Origin of the sequence: Sinomonas sp. (assembly GCF_036848755.1) — a bacterium.
Classification (GTDB): Bacteria; Actinomycetota; Actinomycetes; order Actinomycetales; family Micrococcaceae; genus Sinomonas.
In genome coordinates this window covers 1-14,793 of sequence record NZ_DAIUJO010000077.1, presented here as the reverse complement: position 1 = coordinate 14,793, position 14,793 = coordinate 1, and the positions used below count along the sequence as shown (strand labels likewise).

The 14,793-nt window shown below is 68.4% G+C and carries 12 protein-coding genes and 1 tRNA gene; 4 read left to right on the top strand and 9 right to left on the bottom strand.

Features of this window, described 5'->3' with window-relative positions:
- Nucleotides 1-51: 51 nt before the first annotated feature.
- The 5 genes from V7053_RS12910 to hisC all read right to left on the bottom strand — a co-directional run bounded on the left by V7053_RS12910 (nt 52) and on the right by hisC (nt 6,621).
- Nucleotides 52-1,503, bottom strand: a complete 1,452-nt coding sequence (locus V7053_RS12910; protein WP_334172677.1) for an MFS transporter — start codon at nt 1,501-1,503, stop codon at nt 52-54.
- Nucleotides 1,504-1,612: 109 nt separating this feature from the next.
- A complete protein-coding gene (locus tag V7053_RS12905) occupies nt 1,613-3,076 on the bottom strand; it encodes a dihydrolipoamide acetyltransferase family protein (RefSeq protein WP_334172676.1) in 1,464 nt (487 codons plus the stop codon).
- Nucleotides 3,077-3,083: 7 nt separating this feature from the next.
- A complete protein-coding gene (locus V7053_RS12900) occupies nt 3,084-4,064 on the bottom strand; it encodes an alpha-ketoacid dehydrogenase subunit beta (protein WP_334172675.1) in 981 nt (326 codons plus the stop codon).
- The gene (pdhA, locus tag V7053_RS12895) at nt 4,064-5,287 is read right to left on the bottom strand and encodes a pyruvate dehydrogenase (acetyl-transferring) E1 component subunit alpha (RefSeq protein WP_334172674.1); all 1,224 of its coding nucleotides are present in this window, start codon (nt 5,285-5,287) and stop codon (nt 4,064-4,066) included. Before pdhA ends, V7053_RS12900 begins: the two co-directional genes overlap by 1 nt.
- A gap of 155 nt (nt 5,288-5,442) precedes the next feature.
- Entirely contained in the window at nt 5,443-6,621 is a 1,179-nt protein-coding gene (hisC, locus tag V7053_RS12890; RefSeq protein ID WP_334172673.1) for a histidinol-phosphate transaminase, read from the bottom strand.
- Nucleotides 6,622-6,679: 58 nt separating this feature from the next.
- Here hisC and V7053_RS12885 point away from each other — a divergent pair, with 58 nt between their 5' ends.
- Entirely contained in the window at nt 6,680-7,111 is a 432-nt protein-coding gene (locus V7053_RS12885; RefSeq protein WP_334172672.1) for a phage holin family protein, read from the top strand.
- 30 nt (nt 7,112-7,141) lie between these two features.
- Here V7053_RS12885 and V7053_RS12880 read toward each other — a convergent pair whose 3' ends face one another.
- Nucleotides 7,142-8,488 carry a hypothetical protein gene (locus tag V7053_RS12880; protein WP_334172671.1) on the bottom strand — a complete coding sequence of 449 codons (1,347 nt, stop codon included), beginning with the start codon at nt 8,486-8,488 and terminating at the stop codon, nt 7,142-7,144.
- A 13-nt stretch (nt 8,489-8,501) separates the two neighbouring features.
- The gene (locus tag V7053_RS12875; RefSeq protein ID WP_334172670.1) at nt 8,502-8,903 is read right to left on the bottom strand and encodes a hypothetical protein; all 402 of its coding nucleotides are present in this window, start codon (nt 8,901-8,903) and stop codon (nt 8,502-8,504) included.
- Between the two features lie 241 nt (nt 8,904-9,144).
- Between V7053_RS12875 and purB the strand changes: the two genes are divergently transcribed.
- Together purB and V7053_RS12865 are read left to right on the top strand one after the other, a co-directional pair.
- Nucleotides 9,145-10,575 (top strand): adenylosuccinate lyase, encoded by a 1,431-nt coding sequence (purB, locus tag V7053_RS12870; RefSeq protein WP_334172669.1) that lies wholly within the window; start codon nt 9,145-9,147, stop codon nt 10,573-10,575.
- A gap of 94 nt (nt 10,576-10,669) precedes the next feature.
- A tRNA-Met gene (locus V7053_RS12865) sits at nt 10,670-10,746 on the top strand.
- Between the two features lie 110 nt (nt 10,747-10,856).
- Here V7053_RS12865 and V7053_RS12860 read toward each other — a convergent pair.
- Nucleotides 10,857-12,512 carry an FAD-binding dehydrogenase gene (locus tag V7053_RS12860; RefSeq protein WP_334172668.1) on the bottom strand — a complete coding sequence of 552 codons (1,656 nt, stop codon included), beginning with the start codon at nt 12,510-12,512 and terminating at the stop codon, nt 10,857-10,859.
- 95 nt (nt 12,513-12,607) lie between these two features.
- Here V7053_RS12860 and V7053_RS12855 point away from each other — a divergent pair, with 95 nt between their 5' ends.
- Complete coding sequence (locus tag V7053_RS12855) at nt 12,608-13,306, top strand: class I SAM-dependent methyltransferase (RefSeq protein ID WP_334172667.1); 699 nt, start codon at nt 12,608-12,610, stop codon at nt 13,304-13,306.
- A gap of 14 nt (nt 13,307-13,320) precedes the next feature.
- Here V7053_RS12855 and V7053_RS12850 read toward each other — a convergent pair whose 3' ends face one another.
- Entirely contained in the window at nt 13,321-14,688 is a 1,368-nt protein-coding gene (locus V7053_RS12850) for a flavin monoamine oxidase family protein (protein ID WP_334172666.1), read from the bottom strand.
- Nucleotides 14,689-14,793 lie beyond the last annotated feature (105 nt).

The following is a 14,793-nucleotide window of genomic DNA, read 5'->3' as shown; positions in this document are numbered from 1 at the left end:
CCGATGGACTCAACCCTCGGCAGACGGTCGATCTGGAGGGTTAGGCCGAGTTCACGGCGAAATGTGGTCGAGGTGGCGGTTCCGCGTGTGCGGCGTGAACTGGACAAGGATCGCGGCCACCACAAGGAACACAGAGATCAGGCCGAGCGCCCACACGACCGGCAGTTGCGGCAGGATCGGCGCGATGATCATCACGCCGATGCCGCCGCCGATGTGCCCGACCCCGTCCACGAGCGCGAAGCCGGTGGTCCGGGCGCGCGTGGGGAAGCACTCGGCGGTGAGCGCGTAAGTCGGCGAAACCCACAGATTGAACCCGGCGAAGATAAGGATCGCCCCGAGGAAGGAGACCCAGATGTTGGTGCCCGCGGACGCGACGACGAGCGAACCGATGATCGTGATGACCGCGGCGATGGGGAGCCAGTAGCGCCGCTCGAGCTTCTCCACGATGGCGCTCATCACCGCCGCCTCCGCGACGAAGCCGAACGTCCCGACTGCAGCGATGACGCCAGCCTCGGGTGGCGGGTACTTGAGCGCCGAGAGGACGGCCGTGAAGCCCGACGCGAACGAATACACGGTGATGTAGCCGATGAACCAGATCAGGAACAGCAGGATGATGCGCCGAACGTAGAGCGCGTGCCCGAACAGATCCCGGTACGGCACGGGCGACGGTGGCACCGTTGCTCCGTAGGTGTCCGCGAGGAGCGGTTCCGCGAGGGGCCCGTGGCGGGCGGCGCGCTCCTCCATCGCGCGCACGACGCCGTCCGCGGCCTCGAACCGCCCCTGGCCAATGAGCCACCGCGGAGACTCGGGCAGCTCGATCCGGAGCAGGACGGCGATGACGGCAAGGATCGCTCCCACCCCGTACATCCACCGCCATCCGATCTCGAATCCGGGGCCGGCTACCGCGAACGGGAGACCCAGCGGCCACGGAGTGGGCGGGGTGGTCAGGATGAGCCCGAGCCAGATGCCGACGAGCGCCCCGAGGGCGGACATGATGAAGATGATGGTCGTGAACTTCGCCCTCGCCCTGCGTGGCGCGACCTCGTTCACGTACGTGTTGACGATGGCCAGATCGGCGCCGATGCCCATGCCGGTGACGATCCTGGCGATATTGAAGTTCGCGTAGTCGCCCACAAACGCGTTGTAGAGGGAACCGAGGCCAGTGATGAGCATCGTGACCATGAGCATGTTCCGGCGCCCGATGCGGTCGGCGATCGGGCTCAGCACTAGGGTCCCGACCACGTAGCCGGCGAGGTTGAGGAGCACGGGAAGCGGGAGCGCGCCGAGGGCATTCTCAGGGGTGCAGCCCTTGTTCAGCTCCACGCACGTCTGGATGAACGAGACGTTGATGTCGAAGATGTCGTAGAACGTGAAGAGGAAGCCAAGCCCGATGATTCCGATGAAGAGGTAGGACAGGCTCCAGACCTCAAGGCGTTCGAGACGTGCGACGATCTGCTGGCCCGAGGGGGCGCTGACGGAACCCGCGTCCATGGATGAGCTCACGTGGATCGACCTCCCGCACCCGGGGTGGCGCGTACCCGTGCCAGGACTGCCCGGCTGCTGGCGCCATTGTGCGCCTGCCCCTCTGGCGATACAAGGCGCAGTACGCAAGTCAGTCGAGCAGGAGCGCGGGCTCCTCCATGATCGCGGCGACATCCGCCATGAAGCGCGCCGAAAGGTCGCCGTCGACCACCCGGTGATCGAAGGAGCCGCCGAGGGTCGTGATCCAGCGCGGAATCACCTCGCCGGAGACCACCCACGGCTTCTGCTTGATCGTTCCGAAGGCGACGATCGCCACCTCGCCGGGGTTGATGATCGGGGTGCCGATATCGATGCCCAGGGCACCGATATTGGTGACCGTGAGCGTTCCCCCCTGCATGTCGGCAGCCTTCGTCTTCCCCGCGCGCGCGGTGGTTGCGAGATCGTTGAGCGCGACCGCGAGCTCCTTGAGGGAGAGATCCTGCGCGTTCTTGATGTTCGGCACGAGGAGGCCGCGCGGCGTCGCCGCGGCGATCCCGAGGTTCATGAAGTGCTTCACATGGATCTCGTCGCCGTTCGGGGTGCTGACCCATTCCGAGTTCACGCTCGGATTCCGGGCCGCAGCCCAGATGACGGCCTTCGCGAGGATGAGCAGCGGGGACACCTTGATGTTCTCGAAGTCGCGCGACTTCTTGAGCCGCTGGACGAACTCCATCGTCCGCGACGCGTCCACATCCACAAAGATGCTCACGTGCGGTGCGCTGAAGGCCGAATCAACCATCGCCCTCGCCGTGGCCTTGCGGACCCCCCGGACCGGCACGACCTCGATCCGCTGGTCCAGCGGCTTCTTTGCGGGCTCCCAGAACGTCGGGGCCGCCGCGACCTCACGTTCGCGCTGGACCTGATACGACTCGAGGTCCGCGCGAGTCACCTCCCCGCGTGCACCCGTCGCGGGCACGTCCGCAAGGTTGATGCCGAGCTCCTTCGCGATCCGACGGACGGGAGGCTTGGCGAGGACCCGGGTCAGGAGGCGGGCGACGGCGGTGCTTGCTTCGTTCTCCTGGCTCGCGTCCGCGCTTCCAGTCGGGATGGCGGTTCCGCCGGTTCCTCCGGTATCACCTCCGTCGCTCGGAACGGCTGCACCGGTGGTCGCCGCCGGCGGCTGGGCCGAGGGCTTTCGGGGGCGGCGCTTCACCGCGTCCGCCTTCGGGCCGGAGCCCACGAGGGGTCCGCTCTCGATCCCCGGCTCATGCATCTGCGGCACGGGGCTGGGCGCCGGCGCCGGGCTGGGGGTGGACGTCGGGGCGGGGGTGGGCGTCGGGCTGGGCTTGGACGCAGACGCCGGCCCGGCGTCCGAGGCCGCCCCTATGGCGATGATGGGCGAGCCGACCTCAATGGTCTCGTGCTCGGGGGCCAGGAGTTCAAGCACGGTCCCCTCGAAGGGGCTCGGGAGTTCGACGAGGCTCTTCGCCGTCTCGATCTCGCAGAGGATGTCGTTGATGGCAACGCTGTCGCCTGGCTTGACCTTCCAGGCGACGATGTCGGCCTCGGTCAGCCCCTCGCCGACGTCGGGGAGGTTGAAGATCTGCTTGCTCATGGGGCTCCTAGTACGCGAACGCCCGGTCGAGGGCCTCGAGGATGCGGTCGATGTCAGGGAGGTACTGGCCCTCGACCTTCGAAACGGGATACGGCATGTGGAAGCCGCCCACGCGGATCACCGGCGCTTCGAGGGAGAGGAAGGCGCGTTCGGAGACGCGTGCCGCGATCTCCCCGCCGAGGCCTCCGAACGTCGGCGCCTCATGGGCGACGACGAGTCGCCCCGTCTTCTGGACGGAGGCCGTGACGGTGTCGAAGTCGATGGGCGAGAGGGAGCGGAGGTCGACGACCTCGACGCTGCGGCCGTCTTCCGCTGCCGCCTCCGCCGCGGCGAGCGCCACCGGAACGAGCGGGCCGTAGGCCACAATCGTCGCATCGGTTCCCTCGCGGACTACGTGCGCCCGGAAGGGATCCGCCGAGATGCCCGGATCCTCCAGATCGACCTCGCCCTTGAGCCAGTACCGACGCTTCGGCTCGAGGACGATCACCGGGTCCTGGCACTCGATTGCGTGGCGCGTCATCCAGTAGGCGTCATGCGGATTGGACGGCGTCAGGATCCTGAGCCCGGCAGTGTGGGCGAAGAGAGCCTCTGGGGACTCCGAGTGGTGCTCGACCGAGCCGATGCCTCCGCCGTACGGGATCCGGATGGTCACGGGAACGGAGAGCTGGCCCCGGCTGCGGGCGTGGAGTTTCGCGAGCTGGGTGGTGATCTGGTTGAAGGCCGGGAACACGAAGCCGTCGAACTGGATCTCGCCGACCGGACGGTACCCCCGCAGCGAGAGGCCGATGCTCGTACCGACGATGCCGGACTCGGCCAGCGGACTGTCGACGACCCGGTCCTCGCCGAACTCGGCCTTGAGACCCTCGGTCACCCGGTAGACGCCACCCAGCGAACCGATGTCCTCGCCCATGAGCATGACCATCTCGTCCGCTGCGAGCGCGTCTCGGAGTCCCGCGTTGATGGCCTTCGCAAGAGTCATCGTGGGCATCAGTGACCGCCTTCCACAAGGTTCGCGTCAGCATCGGCAAAGCCAGCCTCGTACTCGAGGTGCCAGGCGAGCTCCTCCTCCACGAGAGGGTGCCGCTCCGCGTAGACGTTCTGCATCTCTGCGGCAAGGCTCGGGGCCTCGAACGCGAGGACGTCCCTGCGGGACTTGGCGGCCAGGGCATCCCCTTCCGCCGCGACCTCGGCGAAGAACGCCTCGTCAGCGTGGCCCTCCGCCCGGAGGAACTTCTCGAAGCGGCTGATCGGGTCCTTGGCGAGCCAGGCTTCCTCTTCGGCGGTCAGCCGGTACTTCGTCGGGTCGTCGGCCGTCGTGTGGGCGCCCTGACGGTAGGTGTAGGCCTCGATGAGGACGGGCCCCTTGCCGGCGCGCGCCCGTTCGAGGGCCCATTCGGTCACGGCCCGGACAGCAAGGACGTCGTTCCCGTCCACGCGCAGGCCGGGGAAGCCATAGCCCTTGGCGCGATTGTGCAGGGGAATGCGGGACTGCACCTGGGTGGGCACCGAAATGGCCCATTGGTTGTTCTGGCAGAAGAACACGACGGGAGCCTTGAAGCTCGCGGCGAAGACCATGCTCTCGTGGATGTCGCCTTCCGAGCTGGCACCATCGCCGAAGTAGGCGACGACGGCGGCCGGCTCGGGCAGCGCCCGTCCCGCGGCGGCGGCGCGGGACGCGTCGCGCTGGAGCGCCATCGCGTAGCCGACGGCGTGCGGCACCTGGGCCGCCAGGACCAGGGTGTAGAGGTGGAAGTTGGTCTGGGTGGGGTCCCAGCCGCCGTTCGAGGCGCCCCGGAACTGACGCAGAAGCTCTCCGAGCTCGACTCCTCGCGTGAGCGCGACGCCGTGTTCCCGGTAGGTCGGGAAGATGTAGTCCTGGCGAAGCGTCGCTCGCCCGGACCCGATCTGGGCAGCCTCCTGACCCCGGACCGGCACCCAGAGCGAAAGCTGGCCTTGTCTCTGGAGTGCAGTGGCCTCGGCATCGAACCGGCGGATCATCGCCATGTCCCGGTAGAGGGCACGGAGTTCGTCGCTGCTGAGGGCCGATGCACGCTCCGCAAAGTGGGAGCGATGGTGGAACCGGCCCTCCTCGTCGAGGAGCTGGACCATGTTGACGTGGCCCTCAGTGCGTTCGTGGGCGAGGGCCTCGAGCTCGTCGAGCAATTCCTCAGGGATGTCGTCGAACTCGGTGGTGGGCAGTTCCTCTGCCATTCCGCCGCCTCCTGCCGTGATTGTCTTTGCGCTCCGGATGCTGCGTGCCGCACCACATATTCCGGAAGGGGAATACGTACTGCATTTGGAATATATCCGGGCGGCCCAGCTGCAACTCTACCGAGTGCCTCTGGACCGCCCGCTCACCTTAATCGCTAGGAAGCGATCGGGGCTTTTGTGAAGGACCTACAGACCTCGAGGAAGCGCGAATTCGCCTCGTGCTCCCCGATGCTAACTCTCACCCCTTCGGTGCCGAAGGCCCTGACTGAGAGCGCTTGCGCTGCCGCCGCTGCCGCGAATTCGGGGGTGGCCTCCCCCAAGCTGAGCCATACGAAGTTCCCCTGGGCGTCCGGAACGGACCATCCGAGCTCCCGGAGCCCCCGCGTGACGCGGTCCCGTTCGTCCACGAGGCTTTGTACCCTTTCTACAACCTCACCATAGTGATCGAGGGAGGCAATCGCTGCGCGCTCAGCCACGGACGAGACCGCGAACGGAACGGCAGCAACTCGCAGGTGCTGGGTGATCTCAGGGCGCGAGACCGAGTAGCCCACGCGGAGCCCGGCCAACCCGTGCGCCTTCGAGAACGTCCGGAGCACCACGACGTTCGGGTACTTGCGGTACATCGCGAGACCATCCACAGCCTCCGGATCGCGCACGAACTCCTGGTATGCCTCGTCGATGACGACGACGACATCCTCGGGGATCGATTCGATGAACCGCTCCGTCTCCGCTGTCCGCAGGACGGGTCCGGTGGGATTGTTCGGGGTGCAGAGCAGCACAACCCGCGTCCTGTCGGTGACCGCCGCCGCCATCGCCTGAAGGTTGTGCCGGCCGTCGCCCGTCACGGGAACCTGAACGCTCTTCGCCCCGGCGAGCCCGACGGAGATCGGATACGCCTCGAAGGACCGCCAGGCATACAGAACCTCGTCCTGGACTCCGTCGTCCTGCTGGCCCGCGAACGCGGCCAGCAGCTGATTGAGGGCTCCGAGGCTTCCGCCGCCCGTGACGATGTCCTCGGACGGGACGCCGAGGAAGTCGGCAAGGCGCCCGCGGAGAGAGCTTGCGACGGGATCGGGGTAACGATTGATCGCTGTTTCGGCGGCGATCGCTTCCAGGACGGCTGGCAGAGGCGGAAGAGGGTTCTCGTTGGAGGAGAGCTTGAAGCTCTGGAGACCGTGAACCGGCGCGGGGGGCTTTCCCGCTGCGTACTTCGGGAGGCGGCCGATCACAGGACGCGGGCCGACGACCAGGGGGCTTGGGGTGTTGCCCTCGGGACCGGCGGCGACGACGGCGGCTGCTTCGGCGCCGTCGTGACTATTGAGTGCAGAAGTCATGGTTTCAAGCCTAACTGGGTCCCGAGACGTGGAGGGCGCGGTGTGGAACGATGGGCGCATGCTGCGATTCCTGATCCGCGTCGTCGTCAACGCCATCGCCCTCTGGGTGGCCAGCTGGATTCTGCCGGGGATCAAGATCAACTCCACAGCGGTGACCGACCTGGCGGCCAACCACGGCGCGGGTCAGCACAGCGACGTCGTGGGCATCGTGCTCGCGTATCTCTTCATCGGCCTTATCTTCGGGCTCGTCAACGCGCTCGTCAGGCCGATCATCGAAGTGCTTTCCCTCCCCGTCACGTGCCTGACCCTCGGGCTCTTCGCCCTCATCATCAATGCCGCGATGCTCGCCCTCACCGCCTGGCTCAGCCGTTACACGCCCGTCCACCTGACCATCGACTCCTTCTTCTGGACGGCAATCCTCGGCGCGATCATCATTTCGATCGTTTCCGCCGTCATGGGCTGGGTCCTTGGGGCCAATCGCAAGCGCTAGGACCGGCCTTCGCCTCCAGCCAGCGGAACATCAGCCCTTCGTCTTCGGATCCGTCGCCGTGTAGGCGAAGCGCTCCCGCTGTGCGCCCCCGGTTTGAGGGGTACTTCCGCCCGGACCGGCTGCAGCGCCGTGCGCAGCGGCTGCGGCACCGGCTCCCAGCGCGGCTCCGACTGCGGCCCTGTGCGCCAGGACCGCCCCGTCTGCGGACTCGTCCAGTCGTTCGGCATCGCGAGCATAGTTGACCAAGTCGTGGGCCTGAGCAATGACGTCTTGCGCGAAGAGGACGGTGGCAGCCGGGCCGGCCCGGCTCGGAGAGCGGACATTGACGACAGCTTCGCTCGGCTCAGCTACCCGCCCGGAGGCGGTCGGCACGATGTCGTCCGCGTTCGTCAGGCTCAGGACGGGGATGCCGTCAGGGATCGCGAACGCCGAGACAGGGCTTCCAACGGTCGTCACGGCGGCTACGCGGTACTGCCCGAGGAACTCGCGGTCCTCGAGGAGACCCAGGACGTGGATCCCGCCTTGGCTGTAGCTGTTGAAGAGCACTGCGTCATGCGGACCGACGTGCTGGTCTTGGAGAGCCTGTTTGATGAGGCCGCGCACCTGGCTGTCGCGGTACGCCATCCCGTCGAGGATTCCCTCCGTATCGAAGACGTTCCCGTCTTCCGGGTCCAACGCCCACGTCTGAGTCCCGGGCACGGTCACGATGACGGCGACGGTCCCGTCCGGACGCGGAATTCTCTCCACGATGATCGACGAAGGCTGGACGAAGCTGCCGTCGGCGAGCGGCTCCTGCCCCTGTGCCTGGCGCAGGCTCGAGAGCGCGTAGGAGAAGCAACTCGGATCCCCTGTTCCCGGCGCGAGCGTGGAACGGGTGACTCGCGCCGCATCCTCGGGGGATCCGCCGAGCCGCCCCTGCTGGACCGTTCGGAGAAGTGCTGCGAGGGTGCTGCCCGGCACCGCTCGAGCCCCCGCCGCACCGACACCGTCGAGCCCCAAAGGAGCGAGGAGACCGGGAATGGCGCCCATCCGGAGCAGAATGTTCTGCAGCCCGTCCATGGCCTGAGCACGTGCCGTTTCCTCCTTCGTGTAGCTCTCGGCCGCTCTCGCCACGGCTGCGGCAGTCTCCTCCGATTCCTCACGTGCCCGTCGTGCGCGTACCTCGACCTGCCTTGCCTCGCTGTCGAACCGGTGCGCGGCCACCGACTTCCGGCATGCCGCCGCGACGACGGCCTGCCGGGCGGCATAGAGGGCCCGCCCGGCCCGTTCCAGAGCCGGCGAGATCGCTCGGAGCGCGACGGCCGAGGCCTCGAGCGCGTCGAGGGTCACAACGAACCGCGCCCCTCCCGTCACGACGAACCCGTCGCCTCCCGTCATGTCCGAGCTGCCCTCACCTGCAGAGCTCCTGGCCGGACGGCGTGGGCGGGACAGCACGCGGAGCCTGGTACGGGAGCATCGGTGGCTGGCTCACCCGCGGAAGGAGCTGACCAGAGGACACAACTGGAAGGAGCGGACCCTGAGCAGAGGTGATCGGCAGACCCGCGTCGCAGTCCTGCAGCTCACCCTGCACAGCTGCGAACAAACAGCCGAGTGCCGCAAGGCCAGCGGTAAGGGCAGCGAGCTCAGCCGCGATGAATGCGGTCCTGGCCCTGAACGAGTTGGCCGCGGAGCCCTCCCACTCGACCTCTCCTGCCCGGCGGTGCGCCGCCTCGGCCTCCCCTAGCTCGGCTTCCGCCCGGGCAAGGCTCTCGTGGCCTGCCCTGAGAAGCGCCTCGTCGTGTCGGCACTGCATCTGGCCCCTCCTCTGCCCGCGCTCTCTGCCCGCGCTCTCTGCCCGCGCTCTCTGTCCGCGTCGTCCGTCAGCACGCCGGCCGCCCGTCCCGCAATCGACGGTAGGCGCAGCCCCTAGCGCCCCGCCGCCCTCCGGCGTCGTATGTGGAAAACCGGGCGAAATCGGCGCCCTTGGCCCTCCTTGTCCACAGGCGGATGGCGGCAGCGGCGACCTGGAAGGTCGATCTGGAAGAATGGAAGCCATGGCTGAGACCCCCGCACGCATTCCTTCCGGCAGGCTGTCCCTCGCGAACTCGTCCGAGCAGATCGCGCTCGGCCCCCTCGACGGCCGGTACCGCCCCGCGGTGGCTCCGCTCGTCGACTACCTCTCGGAGGCCGCCCTCAACCGTGACCGCGTCGCGGTCGAAGTCGAATGGTTCATCCACCTCACGCGGAACTCGGTGCTCCCCGGCACGCAGCCGCTCTCGGCGGAGCAGGAGGCGGGCCTCCGGAAGATCGTGACCGATTTCGACGCCGAGTCGGTCAAGGAACTCGCCGAGATCGAAGCCGTCACGGTCCACGACGTCAAGGCGGTCGAGTACTACATCGGCCGCCGGCTGGAGCCGCTCGGACTCGCCAACCTGACCGCCCTCGTCCACTTCGGCTGCACGTCCGAGGACATCAACAACCTCTCCTACGCCCTCGGCATCAAGGGCGCCGTGGAGGAGGTCTGGCTCCCGGCGGCACGCAAGCTCGTCGAGCAGATCAGCGCCATGGCCCGCGAGAACCGGGACGTGCCCATGCTGTCCCGCACTCACGGCCAGCCCGCCACGCCCACGACGCTCGGCAAGGAACTCGCCGTCATGGCGCACCGCCTCGGTCGGCAGCTCGATCGCATCGCCCGCACCGAATTCCTCGGGAAGATCAACGGTGCTACCGGCGACTTCGCGGCCCACGTCGCCTCGGTGCCCGGTGCAGACTGGCAGGAGGTGTCGAGATCGTTCGTGGAGGGGCTCGGCCTCACCTGGAATCCTCTGACCACGCAGATCGAGAGCCACGACTGGCAGGCAGAGCTGTATTCCGATATGGCCCGCTTCAACCGGATCCTCCACAACGTCTGCACGGACGTCTGGAGCTACATCTCTATCGGCTACTTCGCGCAGATTCCCGTCGCGGGAGCCACGGGGTCGTCAACGATGCCGCACAAGGTGAACCCCATCCGGTTCGAGAACGCGGAGGCCAACCTGGAGATCTCGTCGGCCCTCCTCGACACCCTGGGCTCGACGCTCGTGACAAGCCGGTGGCAGCGCGACCTCACCGACTCGTCGAGCCAACGCAACATCGGCGTCGCGTTCGGGCATTCGCTGCTCGCCATCAGCAACGTGGCAAGAGGCCTCAGCGGCCTCGACGTCGCCGAGAACGTCCTCGCCTCCGACCTCGACCAGAACTGGGAGGTCCTCGCCGAGGCGATCCAGATGGTGATGCGCGCCGAGGCGATCGCGGGAGTCCCCGGAATGGACAACCCGTACGAGCGGCTCAAGGAGCTCACCCGAGGCCACCGGGTCGACGCCGCCCGCATGAAGGAGTTCGTCTCGGGACTCGGGCTCCCGTCCGATGCAGAGTCCCGGCTTCTCGCGCTGACGCCCGCCTCCTACAACGGGATCGCGAGCCAGCTCGTGGACCATCTCGGCTGACGCTCAGATCGGGACTCCGGGATGCCCAGCCGGCCGGAGTCCCGAGCTGCCGATTCGCGTCCGGGGCGATGAGCGGGTAGAGTAGATCAAGCGCCGCGGGGTGGAGCAGTTCGGTAGCTCGCTGGGCTCATAACCCAGAGGTCGTAGGTTCAAATCCTGCCCCCGCAACCACGCGAAGGCCCCGGATCCATTGGATCCGGGGCCTTTTCCCTATCCGGCTGCTTCAAGGTTCCAGCTGCTTTCCGGGTTCCAGTGACTCCGGAGCGGCACTCCAATCCCCCTCACAGCCCCGCGGCGGCCCGTCCCGCAACCCTGCCAGAGAACAGGCACCCCCCGAGGAACGTCCCCTCGAGCGCGTTGTAGCCCATCATCCCGCCGCCGCCGAAGCCGGCCGCCTCCCCCGCTGCGAACAGCCCGGGCACGGGCTGCCCGGACACGGAGAGGCATCGCCCGGCGAGGTCAGTCTCGAGGCCGCCGAGCGTCTTGCGGGTGAGGACGTTGAGCCGCACCGCGATCAGGGGGCCAGCCGATGGATCGAGGATCCGATGCGGGGCGGCGACGCGGATGAGCCGGTCGCCGCGGTACCGGCGGTGGCCGCGCAGGAACATGACCTGCGCGTCCTTCCCGAACGGATTGTCGATCTCGCGGTCGCGCGCCTCGAGGACGTGCCGGAGCGCACCCTCGGAGATGAGTCCGGGTTCGCCCACCCGATTCATCCCCTCCGCCAGCTCGGCGAGCGACGACGCGACGACGAAGTCCGCGCTGTGCTCCATGAAGGCGGCGATGGGCTTGGGCGCCCCGCCGCGCACGCGGGCGAGCAGGAGCCGCAGATCCTTTCCCGTGAGGTCGGGGTTCTGCTCGGATCCGGAGAGCGCGAATTCCTTCTCGATGATCTTCTGCGTCAGCACGAACCATGAGTAGTCGTGCCCGGTGCCCCGCAGATGCCGCAGCGTCCCGAGCGTGTCGAAGCCTGGGAAGAGCGGCGGCGGGAGCCGCTGACCGTTCGCGTCGAGCCACACCGAGGAGGGGCCGGGGAGGATCCGGATCCCGTGGTTCTCCCACACGGGGTCCCAGTTCCGCAGCCCCTCGACGTAGTGCCACATGCGGTCCCCATTGATCAGGCGCCCACCGGCCTCCTCGGCGATCCCGAGCATGCGCCCGTCCACGTGCGCAGGCACCCCGGCAACCATGGACGACGGCGGGGTCCCCAGCCGGGCGGGCCACATCCTCCGTACGAGGTCGTGGTTCCCACCGATCCCTCCCGAGGCGACGACGACGGCGGATGCGCGCAGATCGACTTCGCCCGTCACGGTCCGGGAGCTCGCCGTGCCGCGCCGCGCAGCCGAGGTCTCGAGCACCGCGCAGCGCACCCCCACGACGACGCCGGATTCGGTGAGGAGCCCATCCACACGGTGCCGGAAGAGCAGATGGACCCGGCCGGCGTCGGCGTGCGCCCGGACACGGCGCACAAACGGCTCGAGGACGCCCGGACCAGTGCCCCAGGTGAGGTGGAATCGGGGCACCGAGTTCCCGTGCCCGTCCGCCCGCCCGTCGCCGCGCTCGGCCCAGCCGACGACGGGGAAGAACCGGACGCCGAGACCGTGCAGCCACGCGCGCTTCTCCCCTGCGGCGAAGTCGAGATACGCCTCGGCCCAGCGTCGCGGCCAATAGTCTTCGGGCCGGTCGAACTGGGCGCTGCCGAACCAGTCCTGTTCCGCGAGGGGCCGCGAATCCCGGACGCCCATGCGGCGCTGCTCCGGAGAATCGACGAGGAAGAGGCCGCCGAGCGACCAGAACGCCTGGCCGCCCAGCGACTGCTCTGGCTCCTGCTCGACGACGGTCACGCGGCGGCCGGCGTCAGCAGCCTCGACCGCTGCGACGAGCCCGGCGAGGCCCGCACCGACGACGATGACGTCACTGTCGGGGGAATTCTGCACGTCCGTATGACCTTCCGTCGGAGCGAGGCCCAGCCTTAACGCCCCAGCCTTACGTCCACGGGACTCAACGTCAACGAGGGGCGGATACTCGTTCCATGGATCCTTGCTGCGGCCCGGTTTCCCCCGGCGGCGACTCTGGGAAACGAGACCCGGGGAAACGCGACCCCGGGACCTACGATGCGATCTTCAATGCGCGATTCTCGGGAGCCATCGCGCGGCGCTACAGGCGCAAGGGCCTTGGGGCCGCCGAGCAGCGCATAGTGGACTTCCTCGTCAGCACCGGGATTGAGGGCGCCTCGGTGCTCGAGATCGGCGGAGGCGTCGGCGAGATCCAGCTCGAACTGCTCCGCCGCGGGGCTGCGCGTGCAGTCAACCTCGAACTGTCGACGGGCTACGAGGACGACGCGCGGCGGCTCGCCGAGGCAGCAGGTCTGGGGGGCCGCGTGGACCGTCACGTGGGCCTTGACATCGCCGAGGCGCCGGACGACGTCGAGCCCGCGGACGTCGTCGTCCTCCACCGAGTGGTGTGCTGCTACCCGGACTACGCCCGACTGCTCGGCAGCGCCGCGGATCACGCACGCCGGGCGCTGGTGTTCAGCTACCCGAGCGCCAATCCGCTCTCGCACCTGTTCATCAGGGGCATGAACGCGATGCTCTCAGCCTCGGGCCGATCCTTCCGGGGGTACGTCCACCCGCCCGAGGCGATGGTCGACGTCGTGCGGAGCCGGGGCCTCGTTCCGGAGTACCGGCGAGGCAGCCCCGTGTGGCACCTCGTGGGCGCCGCACGGGGCTGAGTCGGGCTCGCCGATCAGACGCGGGCCGCGAGGATCTCCTCGGCCGCGCGGCGCCCCATCCGGAGCGCGCCGTCGACATGCTGGTAGCCCTCCGAGGCGATGTCGGAGCAGGCGAAGAGGATGGGGCCGACCGGGGTCCGCTGGTCCGCGCCGTAGCGCGAGAGGCCGCCGAGGTCGAAGCTCGCCGCGTACGCCCCGCGGGTCCATTCCTCGGCGCCCCAATCCGACTCGTAGTAGACCTGCGCGTCGAGCGCTTCTGGCCCCAGGTAGTTCGCGATCGACCCGAGAATCGCGGCCCTGCGCTCCTCGTCGGTCAGGGCGAACATCGCGTCGGCGTGCTCGTCGGAGACGAAGCCGACGAGGGTACCGCGCTCGTCGCCGTAGTTTGTGTTGTCGTAGACCTCCTGCACGACCTGCCCCACCCCGAAGCACGTTCCGGAAAGGCCTGCGTCACGCCAGAACGGACGGCTGTAGACGGCGTGGACCTTGATGACGAGCCCCATCGAGAGGTGCTGGTGCAGCTGGTGCTGGCGGCGCGGCAGCGGCGGTTCGTAGGAGATCCGGCTGTACAGAGTCGGCGGGACGGCGAGGATCGCGCGGCGCGCGGCGACGGTCACGCCGTCGGCCTCGGCGCGGACGCCCTCCTCGCCCCACGCGAGGGTGCGCACCGGAGCGCTGAGGACGACGGCGTCCCCCAGCTCGGCTGCCATCGCCTGGCTCACCGACTGCATGCCCCCCACCACACGGCGATCGAGGATGAAGTCTTCGTCCAGGAGGTTGCTGAACGAGCCCGCCGAGGCAGCCATGAGGACCGCCTGCAGCGCCGAGAACGCGTGCGCCGGCTTGGTGAGCATGGCTCCGGCGATGAACATCCCGATGAGCTCGCACGCGTCCTCGTCGGCCGACTGCGCGCGGAGCCAATGGTGGAACGAGACCGTGTCGAGCTCGCGGGCCTTCGCGTGTGCCCAGGGCTCCTCGGCGCCGAGCTCGTTGGCGAGCCCGTCGAGGATCGCTGTCAGCCGCTCGACCTCGGCGAGGGTGCCCGGCGAGACCGGGAAGTCGGCGCCGGCGTAGACCGTGCGGGCGCCGTCGGCGCCGACGAACACGCTCTGCCCGTCGCGGTACCGCTGGTAGGTCTCCTTGCCGAGCTCCTCGACGAGGCCGAGCAGCTCGGTCTGGTCGGGACTGATCCACTGGCCGCCGATCTCGAGCCACGCGCCGTCGACCGTGTCGCTCCACGTGCGGCCCCCGACGCGGTCGCGGGCCTCGAGGACGACGACGCGTTCACCCCCCTTTGCGAGCGTCCGTGCGGCCATGAGGCCAGCCGGTCCTGCTCCGACGACGACGACGTCGGCCTGGAGCTCTCGCTTCTCACCTGCCATGGTGCTTCCTTCCGTGAGCGGGCGCTGATGTCCCGAAGTGGCGTATCTCGTAAATGAATATAGTTCATTTAGTCGGGAACGCAACCCCCTGCATGAGGCGCCTTG

Excerpts from the sequence above, each read along its gene's own strand:
- V7053_RS12885 (WP_334172672.1), top strand. The coding sequence starts at position 6,680 with ATGCTGCGATTCCTGATCCGCGTCGTCGTCAACGCCATCGCCCTCTGG.
- V7053_RS12855 (WP_334172667.1), top strand. The coding sequence starts at position 12,608 with ATGGATCCTTGCTGCGGCCCGGTTTCCCCCGGCGGCGACTCTGGGAAA.
- hisC (WP_334172673.1), bottom strand. The coding sequence starts at position 6,621 with ATGACTTCTGCACTCAATAGTCACGACGGCGCCGAAGCAGCCGCCGTC.
- V7053_RS12905 (WP_334172676.1), bottom strand. The coding sequence starts at position 3,076 with ATGAGCAAGCAGATCTTCAACCTCCCCGACGTCGGCGAGGGGCTGACC.
- V7053_RS12850 (WP_334172666.1), bottom strand. The coding sequence starts at position 14,688 with ATGGCAGGTGAGAAGCGAGAGCTCCAGGCCGACGTCGTCGTCGTCGGA.
- V7053_RS12875 (WP_334172670.1), bottom strand. The coding sequence starts at position 8,903 with ATGCAGTGCCGACACGACGAGGCGCTTCTCAGGGCAGGCCACGAGAGC.
- V7053_RS12880 (WP_334172671.1), bottom strand. The coding sequence starts at position 8,488 with ATGACGGGAGGCGACGGGTTCGTCGTGACGGGAGGGGCGCGGTTCGTT.
- pdhA (WP_334172674.1), bottom strand. The coding sequence starts at position 5,287 with ATGGCAGAGGAACTGCCCACCACCGAGTTCGACGACATCCCTGAGGAA.
- V7053_RS12900 (WP_334172675.1), bottom strand. The coding sequence starts at position 4,064 with ATGCCCACGATGACTCTTGCGAAGGCCATCAACGCGGGACTCCGAGAC.
- purB (WP_334172669.1), top strand. The coding sequence starts at position 9,145 with ATGGCTGAGACCCCCGCACGCATTCCTTCCGGCAGGCTGTCCCTCGCG.